We start from the raw sequence: 14,576 nt of genomic DNA on the forward strand, positions 1-14,576 counted from the left end.
AGAATATGTATATACATTTGAGGTCGCTATGAACAAGGAACTGTTGAACTGCGAGCGGGTCTGGCTCAACGTGACGCCCGCTACCCTGAATGATGAGCTGGCCGACTACGGCCTGCTGCCGCTCCACGCCATCGGCGTGAAAGATGGCAAGATCCACGCGCTGGTGCCGATGGCCGAACTGAAGGGGCCCCATCCTGCTCACTGGCAGGATATGCAGGGCAAGCTGGTCACTCCCGGCCTTATCGATTGCCACACCCATCTGGTCTTTGCCGGTAGCCGTGCCGAGGAGTTCGAGCTGCGTCAGCAGGGGGTGCCCTATGCCGAGATCGCCCGTCGGGGCGGCGGCATCATCAGCACGGTGCGTGCCACCCGCGCCGCCAGCGAAGAGCAACTGTTCGAGCTGGCATTGCCGAGGGTGAAATCCCTGATCCGCGAGGGTGTCACCACAGTGGAGATCAAGTCCGGCTATGGTCTGACGCTGGATGATGAACTCAAGATGCTGCGGGTGGCCCGCCGACTGGGAGAGGCGTTGCCGATCCGGGTCAAGACCACATTGCTGGCGGCCCATGCGGTGCCGCCGGAGTATCGCGATGACCCCGACAGCTGGGTCGAGACCATCTGTCAGGAGATTATCCCGGCCGCCGCCAAAGCGGGCTTGGCCGATGCGGTGGATGTCTTCTGCGAGCATATCGGTTTCTCGCTGGCCCAGACCGAGCAGGTCTATCTGGCGGCGGATCAGTACGGCCTGCCGGTGAAGGGGCATATGGATCAGCTCTCCAATCTCGGTGGCAGCACCCTCGCTGCCCACTTTGGCGCCCTCTCGGTGGATCATCTGGAGTATCTGGATCCGGAAGGGATCCTGGCGCTGGCCCACCGTGGCGTGGTCGCCGCTCTGCTGCCCACCGCCTTCTATTTTCTCAAAGAGACCAAGCTGCCGCCGGTTGCCGCCCTGCGCAAGGCGGGGGTGGCGATGGCGGTCTCCTCCGACATCAACCCGGGTACCGCCCCCATCGTCTCGCTGCGGATGGCAATGAACATGGCCTGTACCCTGTTTGGCCTGACTCCGGTGGAAGCGATGGTCGGGGTGACCCGCCACGCCGCCAAAGCGCTTGGCGAGCAGGAGCGCCTTGGCCAGCTCAGGGTGGGGATGGCTGCCGATTTCCTGATCTGGCACTGCGCCCATCCGGCCGAGTTGAGCTACATGGTCGGCGTCGATCAGCTGGCAGGCCGCATCTTCAACGGCGAGGAGACCATCCATGGATAAGTTCAACCCGATCGACATGTCGCTCTGGCAGGGGCGGCAGGATCCGGAAGATGGCGAACTGGCCCTGCGCTGGCACGACAAGGTGCTGCCCTGGACCGCCGGAGCACAAGAGGCTGCCGGTGTAGTACTGCTTGGTTTTGCCTGCGATGAAGGGGTGCGCCGCAACAAGGGGCGCATTGGTGCTGCCGGGGCGCCGCTGGCGGTGCGCAAGCTGCTGGCCAACACTGCCTGGCACCTGAACCGTCCCGTCTACGATGGCGGAGATGTGAGCTGTACCGATGGCAATCTCGACGCCGCCCACGGCCATCTGGCCGAGCGGGTCGCTGCCGCGCTCGATTTGGGCCACTTCCCGCTGGTGCTGGGGGGCGGTCACGAGGTGGCCTTCGGTAGCTGGAGCGGCCTCAACTTGCATCTGGCGGGTCAGGGGCGAGTCGGCATTATCAATTTTGACGCCCACTTCGACCTGCGCATGAAGCAGGAGCAGGCCAGCTCTGGCACCCCCTTTTTCCAGATTGCCGAGCAGTGCGCCGCTCAGGGCACACCGTTTCACTACGCCTGCCTTGGGGTGGCCGAGACCGCCAATACCCAAGCCCTGTTTGCCCGTGCCAAGGCGCTGGGTGTGTGGCATGTGCTGGACGAGGCGATGACCCAGGCCGGGCTGCCAGCCTTGCTAAGCGGACTGGACGCCTTTATCGCCGATTGTGATCTCCTCTATCTGACCATCGATCTCGACGTGCTGCCGGCGGCCGTGATGCCGGGAGTGAGCGCCCCCGCCGCCCGTGGCGTGGAGCTGGCGGTGATCGAACCGCTCATTGCCCATATCCGGGCCAGCGGCAAGCTGAGGCTTGCCGATCTGGCCGAGTACAACCCGACGCTGGATCAGGACAATCGCAGTGCCCGCGTGGCCGCGCGACTGGTTCATCTGTTGACCCGTTAACCCTTTGGCCGCATATCGCCGAAGGCACCCTATTGATACAACAAGGAGTGTGTATGTCTGTGCAACAGCAGGATCCCCGTCATGATCCGAACCGCGTGATCCGTGCCCCGCGCGGTACCGAGCTGACCGCCAAGAGCTGGCTCACCGAGGCGCCGCTGCGGATGCTGATGAACAACCTGGACCCCGAGGTGGCCGAGCATCCACAGTCGTTGGTGGTCTATGGCGGCATCGGTCGCGCTGCCCGCAACTGGGCCTGCTTTGACAAGATCGTCGAGGTGCTGACCCGGCTCGAGGAGGATCAGACCCTGCTGGTGCAATCCGGCAAACCGGTCGGGGTGTTCCAGACCCACAAGGATGCGCCGCGGGTGCTGATCGCCAACTCCAATCTGGTGCCCCACTGGGCCAACTGGGAGCACTTCAACGAGCTCGATAAGAAGGGCTTGATGATGTACGGCCAGATGACTGCGGGTTCGTGGATCTATATCGGCACCCAAGGGATCGTGCAGGGCACCTACGAGACCTTCTTTGCGGTGGCCAATCAGCACTTCAACGGTGAACCCAAAGGGCGCTGGATCCTGACCGGTGGTCTCGGCGGCATGGGTGGTGCCCAGCCGCTGGCCGCTACCATGGCCGGCTTCTCGATGATCGCCGTCGAGTGCGACGAGACCCGCATCGATTTTCGTCTGCGCACCCGTTATGTGGACAAGAAGGCTCACAGCCTGGATGAGGCGCTGGCCATGGTCGAAGAGGCCAAACAGGGCGGCACCGCCGTCTCCGTCGGCCTGCTCGGCAACGCCGCCGACGTCTTCGCCGAGCTGGTGGCCCGGGGCATCACACCGGATGTGGTGACCGACCAGACCTCCGCCCACGACCCGGTGCACGGCTACCTGCCGCAGGGCTGGAGCGTGGCCCAGTGGCGCGAGTTGCAACAGAGCGCCCCGCAGGAGGTGAATCTGGCCGCCCGTCGCTCCATGGCCCGTCAGGTGGAGGCGATGCTGACCCTGCAAGAGCGCGGCGCGGCGACTCTGGATTACGGCAACAACATCCGCCAGATGGCGCTGGAGGAGGGGGTGGCGAACGCCTTCGATTTCCCCGGCTTCGTCCCCGCCTACATTCGCCCGCTGTTCTGCGAGGGGATTGGCCCGTTCCGCTGGGTGGCCCTCTCTGGCGATCCGGAAGATATCTACAAGACCGATCAGAAGGTGAAAGAGCTGATCCCCGATGATCCTCACCTGCACAACTGGCTCGACATGGCCCGCGAGCGCATCGCGTTTCAGGGACTGCCGGCGCGGATCTGCTGGGTCGGGGTCAAGGATCGGGTACGGCTCGGTCTGGCCTTCAACGAGATGGTGAAAAACGGCGAGCTGAAAGCCCCCATCGTCATCGGTCGCGACCATCTGGATTCCGGCTCGGTGGCGAGCCCGAACCGCGAGACCGAGTCGATGATGGATGGCTCGGATGCTGTCTCCGACTGGCCGCTGCTCAACGCCCTGCTCAACACCGCCGGTGGCGCGACCTGGGTCTCCCTGCACCACGGCGGCGGGGTCGGCATGGGCTTCTCCCAGCACTCCGGCGTGGTGATCGTCTGCGACGGCTCCGATGACGCTGCCAAGCGGGTCGGCCGCGTGCTGCGTAACGACCCGGCCACCGGTGTGATGCGCCATGCCGATGCCGGCTACGAGATTGCCATCAACTGTGCCCATGAGGCGAAACTGGATCTGCCGATGATTGACGGCGCCAACGGTGTCAAAGGAAAGGTGTAACACCATGTTTGAATTGACTATTACTCCGGGTGAGCTGGATCTTGCTACCCTGCGCCGCGTCAGCCGTGAGCCGGTACATGTTTCACTGGATCCGGCCGCGCTGCCGGGGATCCACGCCTCAGCTGCTGTGGTTACCAAGGTGATCGAGCAGAACCGGGTGGTGTATGGCATCAACACCGGCTTTGGCCTGTTGGCCAACACCCGCATTCCGGTGGAGCAGCTGGACGAGCTGCAGCGCTCCATCGTGCTTTCCCACGCGGCAGGGATTGGCGAGTACATGGATGACGCTACCGTGCGGCTGATGATGGTGCTCAAGCTCAACTCGCTGGCGCGGGGCTTCTCCGGCATCCGGCTGACGGTGCTTGAGGCCCTGATGACCCTCATCAACGCCGAAGTCTATCCGGTGGTGCCGAAGAAGGGTTCCGTCGGCGCCTCCGGCGATCTGGCGCCACTGGCTCATATGAGCTGCCTGCTGATCGGTGAAGGCAAGGCCCGCCACAAGGGCGAGCAGATCGACGCCGCTACTGCACTGAAAATTGCCGGGCTCGAGCCTATCGCACTGGCACCCAAAGAAGGATTGGCGCTGCTTAACGGCACTCAGGCGAGCACCGCCTTTGCGCTGGAAGGGCTGTTCCATGCCGAGGATCTCTACGCCGGTGCCATCACCATCGGCGCCATGAGCGTTGAAGCTGCGCTCGGCAGCCGCCGGCCGTTCGATGCCCGCATCCACGAAGTACGCGGTCAGCGTGGCCAGATCGATGCGGCCGCCTGCTATCGCCACCTGCTGGTGGATGGCAGCGAGATCGGCATGTCCCATCACAACTGCGAGAAGGTGCAGGATCCCTACTCATTGCGCTGCCAGCCGCAGGTGATGGGTGCCTGCCTGACCCAGATCCGTCAGGCCGCCGAGGTGCTGGTGTGCGAGGCCAACGCGGTCTCCGACAACCCGCTGGTGTTTGCCGAGGATGAAGATATCCTCTCCGGCGGCAACTTCCATGCCGAGCCGGTCGCTTTTGCCGCCGACAATCTGGCGCTGGCCATCGCCGAAATCGGCTCACTTTCAGAGCGGCGCATGGCGCTGTTGATTGACTCTCGGATGTCCGGTCTGCCGGCGTTTCTGGTCAACAACGGCGGGGTCAACTCCGGCTTTATGATCGCTCAGGTCACTTCGGCGGCGCTGGCCTCCGAGAACAAGACCCTGGCCCATCCCGCCTCGGTGGATAGCCTGCCTACGTCGGCCAATCAGGAGGATCACGTCTCCATGGCGACCTTCGCTGGCCGCCGGCTGGCAGACATGGCGGAGAACACCCGCGGCATTCTGGCTGTTGAACTGCTGGCGGCGGCGCAAGGGCTCGATTTCCGCGCGCCGCTGCGCAGTACCGAGCTGATCGAGCTGGCCAAGGGGCGACTGCGGGCAGAGGTGAGCTTCTACGACAAGGACAGGTACTTCGCGCCGGATATCGAAGCGGCCGCCGCCCTGCTGGGCCGTGCCAGCTACAACGACCTGATCCCGACCGGGGTGCTGCCCAGTCTGTAAGCCTTGGTCACCCTTCTCTCCCGGCGGGAGAAGGGTTGGGGATGAGGGGGACGCCGCTTCACAGGCGCCGGTGACAGCCGGGAGCAGATAACAAAAGACCGCCCAATCGGGCGGTCTTTGCGTTTCTGACGTTGGTTGAACGCGGTTATTCGTGTTCGAACATCAGGAACAGATAGACCACAAACAACACCAGATGGGTCGCACCATGGAGCACATTGGTGCGGCCGCTGCTGAAGGTTACTTTACAGACCATCAGGGTCGTGACCAGCAGCACCATATCGGCGGGGGAGAGGCCGAGGCGTACCTCCTGATCCAGCATGGAGCCGATAAAGAGCACGGCAGGCACGGTGAGGGCGATGGTGGCCAGCACAGAGCCGAAGTAGAGGTTCATTGCCCGCTGCAGCTGGTTGTTGAAGGCGGCCTTGATGGCGCCGACTGCTTCGGGGGCCAGAACGATGCAGGCCACGATAAATCCGCCCAGTGCGGCGGGCGCGTCCATCACATGCACCCCGTAGTTGATGGGGATGGCCAGGGTCTTGGCCAGCAGGATCACCACCAGCAGGTAGGCGAGCAGCAGGATGGTGTGATAGACGTTGCTCTGCAGCGGGCCGTGGTGCTCCTCGTAATCCTCGTGATCGCTGTCGACGAAGAAGTGGCTGTGGCTGCGGGTCTGGATGAGCAGAAAGACCCCGTAGAGCAGGATCGAGATGATGATCAGCATCCACGACATGGCGCGCGACATACTGCCGATTGCACCACCCTCGGTGAAGTTGGGCAGCACCAGACAGAGCAGGGCCAGAGGGATGATGGCCACCAGATAGGATTTGACCCCGTCCAGATTGAAGCTCTGGGTGTGGTAGCGCCAGCCGCCAAACAGCAGGGTGAAGCCCACCAGACCGGTACTCACCAGCATCACTACCGCAAACATGGTATCGCGGGCCATGGTGGGGTTGGGCTCGCCGGTCAGCATCACCGAGGAGATCATCACCACCTCCAGCGAGATGACCGAGAGGGTGAGGATCAGGGTGCCGAAGGGCTCGCCCAGCTTGATGGCGAGGGCATCGGAGTGGCGCACCACCGAGAAGATGGCCCAGGTGACGATGGCCAGTAGTGCCGCCGAAACCGGAAGATAGATCCCGAGCGGAGTTGTCTCTGTCAGCAGGTCACTGCCCAGGGTCTTGAAAAAGAGCAGGGTCAGCAGGCCAACGGGCAGGGCAATCTCTTGCCGGATAACTGTCTTCATAGGCAATGGTTCTCTATTGGGGGTCTTGACGACCGGATGACATAAACAGGCTGCTCGGTTATCGGTTGCGCAATAACCGGCTCCTTATGATAAAGGTTGTTATCCCCGTCAGGGCAGATCATTTTGTTGCTGAATGTAAATAAGGGGTGGCAGGAGACGGTTTGATTTCACCATGGAGCCGGGCCTGGGTCTGCAGGGGGATTTACCCGCCTGATGGCCGGGTAGGGTTACGGCGCTACCGCCAGCATCAACCTGATGATGTCGAGCTGCTAGCCAAACCGTTTCACGGCCAGATCCTGCCATATCTGCGTTAGCTGGCCTGCTGGTGTTGCAACTGCCACTCCCGTTGCCAGTGGGTCAGTATCTTCAGCGGCATGGGCTTGCCGAAGAAGTAGCCCTGGATCAGATAGACGCCGTGCTGGCTCAGATAGTCGACCTGCAGCTGACTCTCGACCCCTTCGGCGATCATCTCCATGCCCGATTCCCGACCGAAGACGATGATGGCATCCAGTACGCTGCGCTTGAGGTCGTTGGTGCCTATGGTATCGACGAACATCTTGTCGATCTTGATCTGGCGGATCCCCAGGCTCTGCAGGTAGGCAAAGCCGCCGTAGCCGGTACCAAAATCATCCAGCTTGAAGTGATACCCCATCTGTTGCAGCAGGGTGATCTCCTCGGTGGCAGCCTTGATGTCGAGGATCGGCTTGCGCTCCGTCAGCTCGAAGGTGAGCCGGGCGGGTGAGGGGTTTTGGCTGTGAGCGAGCAGGGTGCGCAGCAGGGGCTGCTCGATATGGGCCGCCACCAGATTGACGCTGACCCACTGCTCTGGCGCCAGCTGCGGCAGGTCGGTGATCACCTGCTCCAGCAACTGTTCAGTCATCGGCAGGATCAGCCCCTGCTCCTCTGCATATTCGATAAAGGTGCCCGGGGGGATCAGCTCGTTTCCCCGCTGCCAGCGCAGCAGCGCCTCGAATCCCACCACTTGGTGGGTACGGGCATCCACTATCGGTTGGTAGAGGGGAATAAATTCCCTGCGGATCAACCCTGTTTGCAGCAGTCCCTTGAGGGAGCGCCGATAGCTGCGCAGCAGCCAGTATGTGACGCTTAACAGGGCGCCGAGCGCGATACCGAACCAGAGACCGTAGTGATTGAGTTGATCATGGACATATTGCTCCAGCGCTTTACCCGCCCAGATCGTCTGTTTGGTGAGTTCATTGGGATCGAAGAAACTGAGGCTGATATTGCTCTCTTCCTGTTTGATCTCCTTGTCGCCACGGGGGAAGTGGACTGTGCTTGCATCGGTATCCTGTCGGCTGAACTCCAGATAGAAGCAGTGGCTGCAGGGGTGTTGCAGCAGGTCGTGGCTCCAGCTGTTATCCAGCACCCAGTAGGCGAGGTTGTCACCGGATCGGTAAAAGGCCATCAGCTCCTGCTCGGTATTGTATTTGGCCACAGTGGCGGTGATCCCCAGTTTGCCAAACTTCTGCCCGCTGTTCTGGAGCTCTTTGATCAGCGGGATCTCCACCCCCAGGCTGGAGCAGCTGTTGCCGGAAGCGAGCTCCAACCCTTGCAGGCGGATATGAGCGCTGTAGAAGCGCGGATCGCGCAGCAGCTCCATGTCTTTGGCGCCGCAGTTGAACTCAAATTGTGCCAGTTGTTTGTTGATGGCGGCATCCAGCTCCCGGTGACGTACGGCCATGGCTCCCTTGAGCTCGGCAACCTTCTCTTCCAGCAGATGAAAGGCCATCGGCTTGGCAAACCACAGGCCGAGAAACTGGCTGCCCACGACAGGCAGGACGAACAGCAACAGAGCGATCCAGACGGGTGATTTACGCAAAGGAAGTACCTGCCAGTTTCATGAGACACAAATGGACTTAGCCATCATAGAGCATTAGTGCAATCAATTTGAGTCCGACTTGTCACACTTGTTGATTGATTTTTTAACTGCATGATTTTAAATGTGTTTATTATTAACTTTGGCTAGATTCAATCGCTGACCTGTCATAAATGACAATTGCTCAGCTTATCCGAACTGCATTAGAGTAGCCCTGCGGTTTGACTCACCGTGTGTTCAATACTCCTGTATCTGTTTTTTGTCAGTAGCACAGAGTGTTAGTTTTGATATGAGTGTTCCTTTTGGTCCCCTTTGAGGGACCATTTTTCTGTCTGTCATCCCGCCCCTTTCCCGCATCTGTAGCCCGTCATCCTTGGTATTCTCCCTCTGCTTTGGGTTATGCTTGCCCGCTTAAATTGCAGAAGCGGGATCTTCATCCATAGCTGTGGCCCGATCGCCGCTGCTACCATGAGGCGACATGGATGATGCTGGGCATACGGAAAGGCGCATGAAACTCACTACACAGCTTGTCTCATTTATCACCCTTTGCGTGATCGCAGCCATGGCGACCGTGCTGATTGGCGGGGTGTTCAGCTTTCGCGAGCTGGGCATGGAGTTGCAGCAAAAGAAGGTCGATGCGCTGGTCGAAGTGATCGACAAGCAGCTCGATGTTGCTCACGACATGGAAGATATGAGCCACTGGCTGCCCACCCTGCTGCGGGCTGCCCATGTGGTAGAGCTGGAGGTGCGCCAGAATAACCAGCGGGTCTACTGGTTCCGCGATGTGCGCAATCCGGTCGACGAACAGCTGCTGGTGCCATACAGCCACCCGCTGCCCCATCAGGCCGGCATGCAGGCCAACTTCAAACTGGAGCGCCCCTTCAAGGAGGCGGAATACTCCATCAAGGCGATGTCCGGCATCTCGCTGGGCATTTTTATCGTGGTGTTCGGTCTCTGGTACTCCATCCGCTGGCTGCGCCAGCAGCTGCGCGGGGCCGAGCTGCTGGGCATTCGCGCCCAGCTGATCCTCGATGACAAGCTCTCCAAACTGAGTCATGACCCCGCCGAAGAGTGGCCGGTGGCCGCCAGTCAGGCCCTCGATCATCTGCTCGCCGAGCTGGCGGATGCCCGCAAGGAGCGCAGCCGCTTCGACAACTTCATTCGCAGTAACGCCTTCGTCGACAAGATGACCGGCATCGGCAACCGGCTGTTTTTCGACAACCGGCTGGAGAGCGCCATCATGGAGGCGAGCGTGATGAGCGGCGGCGTGCTGCTGATCGATCTCGCCTGTCTGGAGGAGCTGGAGGCCGATCAGTTCGAGTTGCTGGGGCACGATTTGATGATGGAGGCGAGCGCCACCATCGGTGCCTTCGTGCGCAAACACAACGGTGCCCTGCAGGCCCGCTACGCCGGTCAGGTTTTTGCGGTGTTGCTGCCCAATATGTCCGAGAGCGAGATGGTGGATAGCGCCAGCCAGCTGCTCAAGAGCCTGCAACGGCTGCACTGGCCGCAGGAGGTCAACCCCGAGACTGCGGTCTATCTCGGCGCCGTCTGTTATCAGGCAGAAGACAGCCTGCTCAAGGTGCAGGAGGAGGCGGAGCTGGCCCTCAAGAGCGCCCGTCTACAGGGCCACAACGGTTGGTTCCTCTACGAGAAGCAGCTGGATGAGGAGCAGAGCAGCAAGGGGACGGTACGTTGGCGCACCCTGATCAGCCGCCGTCTCGAAGAGCACGGCATCGAATTTTATACCCAGCCGATCCAGCAGGATCGGGGGCAGGTGGTGCTGCAGCAGGAGTTGCTCACCTATCTGCACGACGAGCAGGGGCGTGCCCTGCAGGCGGGTATTTTCATGCCGATGGCGGAGAAGGTGGGCTTGTTGCTGCAACTGGATCGGTTGGTGGCGGAGCAGACCCTCACCCTGCTGCGTCAGCGCTCCGAGCAGAGCTGCCCCATCAGCCTGACCCTCAGTGCCCAGAGCCTGCTCAATCGCGAGTTCCAGCGCTGGCTCTTCTTCGCCCTGTTCCAGCTGCCGCGCAGCACCAACGAGCGGCTGATCCTGCAACTCTCCGAATCCCAGGTGACCCGCCACTTCGAGGCGCTCAAGCGGCCGCTGCGCTCCTTGCGGATGCTGGGTTGCCAGCTGGCCATCGATCATGCCGGTCAGGATGTGGTGAGCACCCAGTACATCAAGGAGTTCGAGATCAATTTCCTCAAGCTGCACCCCAGCCTGGTACGGGAGATCCATGCCCGTCAGGTCAACCAGATGGCGGTCCGCAGTCTGGTCGGCGGCTGCGCCAATACCCGCACCCGGGTGCTGGCAGTGGGGGTGGAGAGTGGCGACGAGTGGAAGATGCTGCGCCACCTCGGGGTGCATGCCGGGCAGGGGCCTTGGTTTGCCGAGCCCCAGCGGCTGGTGCTGGAACCGGCTGGTGATTGAGATAAACAACAGAGGGTCGCCTTGGGGCGACCCTCTGTTGCTTGCGATGCTGTTTGCGGTTGCTGTCAGGCGGGGATTACAGTCGGCCCTGCTCCCGCAGCCCGGCGAGTCCTTGCATGCCGCCGGTGTGGATAAAGACGATTTTGCTGCCGGGGGCGATGCGGCCCGCCGCCAGCTCGCGAAACAGACCCCACATCGCCTTGCCGCTGTAGATAGGCTCAAGGGGCAGATCGGTTGTGGCGCTGAAATTCTGCACCCACTGCCAGAGGTCCGGGCTGAACTTGGCATAGCCACCATCGTGGTGATCGAGCGCGATGCGCCAGCCGGGGATATTGGCAGCCGCGGGATGGAGGCGACACACCTCGTCAGCGATAAAGCCGCCACCTTTCAGTACCGCAATGGCGAGGATCTGCTCCCGATCCCGTTTGCCGGCGATCAGGCCCGCCAGAGTGCCGCCGCTGGCGCAGGGCAGTACCCAGAGATCCGGCGAGAAGGGCACTTCGCCGACCAGTTCTGCCACCCCGGGGATGGCCAGCGTGCTGCTACCCCCTTCCGGCACGATCAGGGTATCGGGTGCATCGAATTGGGCCAGCCAGTCGGGATCCTGCCGTCGCCGGTAACTCTGGCGGTCGACAAAAACGAGATCCATGCCCCAGTGCCGGGCATCCCGCAGGGTAGAGTTACTGACGGCGTCATATTCGCCCCGTATGATACCGGTAGTACGAAGACCAGATTGGCACCCCGCTGCCGCCAGCGCGTGGATATGATTGGAGTAGGCGCCACCAAACGAGAGCAGGTGCCGTTTGCCGTGCTCTTTGGCATGCAGCAGATGGTATTTGAGCTTGCGCCACTTGTTGCCGGAGATGGCCGGATGGATCAGATCATCCCGCTTGCACCACAGCTCGACGCCATAGCAGGTCAGCAACGGATGGTGGAGGCGTTGCAGGGGGGAAGGGAGGATGGCTTGACCCTCTGACTCGGCGGAAAGGCTGGCTTGCAATGGTGAGTCCGTCTTTTAATCTGGAGGCTAATCTGCTGTTTATGTTAATATTTCATACATTTAATCACTATTGATGGGCGGGCTTACATGAAACAACTGTTCAGACGGTCGACGCCAAGCCGCCAGGTCGGGCTCTTGCTGGCCAATGACAGGATCATGCTGGCTGCGGTGGGCAATCCCCCCGTCTTCGCGACGCGCACCATCAACGGCCCACAGGAGTGGGCAGTGGCCATGAACGAGCTGTTCAGCCGTCATGGGCTGGCCAAGTCTACGGTGCGGGTGGCCCTCGCCGCCAGCCTTTATCAACAGATCCAGATCGACAAGCCTGCCGTGCCTGACGCCGAGATGGCGGGAGCGCTCCCCTGGGCTATCAAGGATTATGTCAGCGAACCCGTGCTGCAACTGGCGATGGATTATGTGGACTTGCCCACCCCGCCTGCCGGTCGCCCGCGCATCAATGTGATCTGCTTGCCCAAGAGCCGGGTGCAGCAGCTGGCCGATGCCATCAACGGCATCGCTACCCTGCAATCCATCATCAGCGACGAATTGGCGCTCACCTCTCTCTATGACGCGGATGACACGGTGCGCATGCTGCTGTGGCAGCCCAAGGGGCAGGATCTGCAACTGCTGGTCTTCCATCAGGGCGGGCTCTGCTTCTCCCGCCAGCTGCGCGGTTTCACCAGCCTGACTGGCGAACATGAGCCGGACAGTATGCTGCTCGATTCACTGGCGCTGGAGATCCAGCGCTCCCTCGACTATCTGGCGGGCCAGCTGAAATTGCCCGAGCTGGGGCAGATGCAGTTTGCCGTCGCCTCGCCCTTTATCGGTACCCTGGTGCGTCACATGGAGCAGACCTTCGGCTTTGCCGTCTCCGCCATGGCCAACAAGGCGATCCTGGCCGGCGTCGAATACCTCTCGGCCTACGCCGCCGCCATCGGGGAGGATGCGTGATGAAACGTCAGATAAACCTCTATGGCGCCGAGTTTCGCCCCAAGCGGCAGTGGGCCAGCCTCAATCAGATGGCGCTGGTATGGGGCTTTGCGCTGTTGCTGATCCTGTTGACGGGTGTCGGTTACGGCTGGCAGCAGCAGCAGGTCAGCCGGGCGCTGGCGCAGCGCTCTGCCGAGCTGGAACTCAAGCGCAGCGAGGCGCAGCGGCTCGATGCTGAGCTGGCGCGCCATCAGGCAGATCCCAGGCTGCAACAGCAACTGGTCAACAAGCAGGATGAGCTGACGGCCAAGCAGGGGCTGATGCGCCAGCTGGGCAGCCTGACCCTGCAAAAATCCCAGGGCTATGCCAGCGTGATGGCGGATCTCTCCCGCATTCGCAACAGCAACCTCTCGCTGCAGCGCATCGAGATCAACGAAGGGCGGATCAACCTCTCCGGCTTTGCCGGACGCAGTCAGGATGTACCGGCCTGGGTCAACCGCTTCAAGCAGACCCCGAGTCTGGTAGGCAAGGAGTTTGGTGAACTGACCCTCGGCCGTGACAAGGAGGGTCGCCTGACCTTCCAGTTGAGCGGCATTGCGCGGGAGAAACCCTGATGAATCTGAAAGCACAATGGCAGGCATGGGGCCAGCGTATCGCCCTGTTGAGCCAGCGGGAGCGGGTGTTGATCCTGCTGACCGGTCTGGTGCTGCTGGGCGCGGCCGGACTCTACGGCTGGCTCGATGGCGCCGATACCCGCCTGCAGCAGGATCGCATGGCCCTGAGCGCCGCCGAGCGCGACCTCGAGATCATGGAGCTGGAAAACCTCGGCAAACAGGCCCGGCTCAAGCGGGATCCCAATCAGGGCGTTCGCGACCAGCTGGCGCAAGTCGAGGCGGATCTGGCCCGGATCGACGATGAGCTGAAGGCCCAGACCGTCGATCTGATCCCGGCGCACGAGATGCCGCTGGTGCTGGAGGCGCTGCTCTCCCGCTCCGCCAACCTTCACATGCTGGCCCTCACTTCGCTGGAGCCGACCCCGCTGATGGCGGGGGAGCAGAAGGTCAATCTCTACAAGCACGGTATCCGGCTTCAGCTTGAAGGCGGCTATTTCGATGTGTATCAATATCTTAAAGCGCTGGAAGCCTTGCCGCGTCACTTCTACTGGAAGCAGTTCGACTATCAGGTCAAGGCCTATCCCGGCGCGGTGGTGGAGATGGAGATCTACACCCTGAGTACCAGCAAGGAGTTTATCCGTGGCTAGAGTGTTTGCGTTGTGCTGTTGCCTGTTCAGCTTGCTGGTACAGGCGGAGCAGGTCGAGGTATTGCAGGATCCCACCGCGCCGCTGGCTGATGTGGCGGTTGGCGCCCGTGCGACCGGCGAGAGCAGCGCCGGTTTGCCGAAGCTGCAGAGTGTGGTGCTGGGCAATGGCCCGGCACTGGCGGTACTCAATGGCAAGAGTTATCGGGTCGGGCAACAGGTGGACGGCTATACGCTGGTGGCCATCAATGCCGATGCCGTGGTGCTGGAAAAGGCGGGAAAACGCCATGCGGTAACACTGTTTGCCAGCAAGATCCGGGTTTGAGTCGTGCTTGCCTCTCGAGAGGTGAATCGGCTTTATCGAGTTTAATTG

The 14,576-nt window shown here is 61.5% G+C and carries 12 protein-coding genes; 9 read left to right on the forward strand and 3 right to left on the reverse strand.

Annotated elements, in window-relative coordinates; all coding sequences use genetic code 11:
* Window positions 1–28 precede the first annotated feature (28 nt).
* Genes hutI through hutH form a run of 4 tightly spaced genes read left to right on the forward strand, consistent with a single transcriptional unit; the run spans window position 29 to window position 5,501 of the window.
* Window positions 29–1,264, forward strand: a complete 1,236-nt coding sequence (hutI, locus tag ACB035_RS15310; RefSeq protein ID WP_371167608.1) for an imidazolonepropionase — start codon at window positions 29–31, stop codon at window positions 1,262–1,264.
* On the forward strand, window positions 1,257–2,201 hold the full coding sequence (gene hutG / locus ACB035_RS15315) for a formimidoylglutamase (protein WP_371167609.1): 945 nt from the start codon (window positions 1,257–1,259) through the stop codon (window positions 2,199–2,201). The genes hutI and hutG overlap by 8 nt, the downstream gene beginning before the upstream one ends.
* Window positions 2,202–2,254: 53 nt before the next feature.
* Window positions 2,255–3,964 (forward strand): urocanate hydratase, encoded by a 1,710-nt coding sequence (gene hutU, locus ACB035_RS15320; RefSeq protein WP_371167610.1) that lies wholly within the window; start codon window positions 2,255–2,257, stop codon window positions 3,962–3,964.
* Between the two features lie 4 nt (window positions 3,965–3,968).
* Window positions 3,969–5,501: a histidine ammonia-lyase gene (gene hutH, locus ACB035_RS15325; protein WP_371167611.1), complete on the forward strand. Its 1,533-nt coding sequence runs from the start codon at window positions 3,969–3,971 to the stop codon at window positions 5,499–5,501.
* Between the two features lie 145 nt (window positions 5,502–5,646).
* Here hutH and ACB035_RS15330 read toward each other — a convergent pair whose 3' ends face one another.
* The gene (locus ACB035_RS15330; RefSeq protein ID WP_005340008.1) at window positions 5,647–6,744 is read right to left on the reverse strand and encodes a calcium:proton antiporter; all 1,098 of its coding nucleotides are present in this window, start codon (window positions 6,742–6,744) and stop codon (window positions 5,647–5,649) included.
* A gap of 310 nt (window positions 6,745–7,054) precedes the next feature.
* Window positions 7,055–8,581, reverse strand: coding sequence for an EAL domain-containing protein (locus tag ACB035_RS15335; protein WP_371167612.1), 1,527 nt, complete (start codon window positions 8,579–8,581; stop codon window positions 7,055–7,057).
* A 505-nt stretch (window positions 8,582–9,086) separates the two neighbouring features.
* On the opposite strand from ACB035_RS15335, the gene ACB035_RS15340 reads away from it, so the two are divergent.
* Window positions 9,087–11,015, forward strand: a complete 1,929-nt coding sequence (locus ACB035_RS15340; RefSeq protein ID WP_076493535.1) for an EAL domain-containing protein — start codon at window positions 9,087–9,089, stop codon at window positions 11,013–11,015.
* A gap of 76 nt (window positions 11,016–11,091) precedes the next feature.
* On the opposite strand, the gene ACB035_RS15345 is transcribed toward ACB035_RS15340, so the two are convergent.
* Window positions 11,092–12,015 (reverse strand): 1-aminocyclopropane-1-carboxylate deaminase/D-cysteine desulfhydrase, encoded by a 924-nt coding sequence (locus ACB035_RS15345; protein ID WP_371167613.1) that lies wholly within the window; start codon window positions 12,013–12,015, stop codon window positions 11,092–11,094.
* Window positions 12,016–12,102: 87 nt separating this feature from the next.
* Between ACB035_RS15345 and ACB035_RS15350 the strand changes: the two genes are divergently transcribed.
* Genes ACB035_RS15350 through ACB035_RS15365 form a run of 4 tightly spaced genes read left to right on the forward strand, consistent with a single transcriptional unit; the run spans window position 12,103 to window position 14,528 of the window.
* On the forward strand, window positions 12,103–12,966 hold the full coding sequence (locus tag ACB035_RS15350; RefSeq protein WP_040069497.1) for a hypothetical protein: 864 nt from the start codon (window positions 12,103–12,105) through the stop codon (window positions 12,964–12,966).
* A complete protein-coding gene (locus tag ACB035_RS15355; RefSeq protein ID WP_139476573.1) occupies window positions 12,966–13,559 on the forward strand; it encodes a PilN domain-containing protein in 594 nt (197 codons plus the stop codon). The genes ACB035_RS15350 and ACB035_RS15355 overlap by 1 nt, the downstream gene beginning before the upstream one ends.
* Window positions 13,559–14,206: an MSHA biogenesis protein MshJ gene (locus tag ACB035_RS15360; protein ID WP_371167614.1), complete on the forward strand. Its 648-nt coding sequence runs from the start codon at window positions 13,559–13,561 to the stop codon at window positions 14,204–14,206. Before ACB035_RS15355 ends, ACB035_RS15360 begins: the two co-directional genes overlap by 1 nt.
* Window positions 14,199–14,528, forward strand: a complete 330-nt coding sequence (locus ACB035_RS15365) for an MSHA biogenesis protein MshK (protein ID WP_005342886.1) — start codon at window positions 14,199–14,201, stop codon at window positions 14,526–14,528. The genes ACB035_RS15360 and ACB035_RS15365 overlap by 8 nt, the downstream gene beginning before the upstream one ends.
* Window positions 14,529–14,576: the final 48 nt, after the last annotated feature.

The organism is Aeromonas sp. S12(2024) (assembly GCF_041402305.1).
Classification (GTDB): Bacteria; Pseudomonadota; Gammaproteobacteria; order Enterobacterales; family Aeromonadaceae; genus Aeromonas; species Aeromonas veronii.

Bases quoted from the DNA above. Each gene is read 5' to 3' on its own strand.
- hutG (WP_371167609.1), top strand. From the start codon at position 1,257: ATGGATAAGTTCAACCCGATCGACATGTCGCTCTGGCAGGGGCGGCAG.
- ACB035_RS15350 (WP_040069497.1), top strand. From the start codon at position 12,103: ATGAAACAACTGTTCAGACGGTCGACGCCAAGCCGCCAGGTCGGGCTC.
- ACB035_RS15340 (WP_076493535.1), top strand. From the start codon at position 9,087: ATGAAACTCACTACACAGCTTGTCTCATTTATCACCCTTTGCGTGATC.
- ACB035_RS15355 (WP_139476573.1), top strand. From the start codon at position 12,966: ATGAAACGTCAGATAAACCTCTATGGCGCCGAGTTTCGCCCCAAGCGG.
- hutI (WP_371167608.1), top strand. From the start codon at position 29: ATGAACAAGGAACTGTTGAACTGCGAGCGGGTCTGGCTCAACGTGACG.
- hutU (WP_371167610.1), top strand. From the start codon at position 2,255: ATGTCTGTGCAACAGCAGGATCCCCGTCATGATCCGAACCGCGTGATC.
- ACB035_RS15360 (WP_371167614.1), top strand. From the start codon at position 13,559: ATGAATCTGAAAGCACAATGGCAGGCATGGGGCCAGCGTATCGCCCTG.
- ACB035_RS15330 (WP_005340008.1), bottom strand. From the start codon at position 6,744: ATGAAGACAGTTATCCGGCAAGAGATTGCCCTGCCCGTTGGCCTGCTG.
- hutH (WP_371167611.1), top strand. From the start codon at position 3,969: ATGTTTGAATTGACTATTACTCCGGGTGAGCTGGATCTTGCTACCCTG.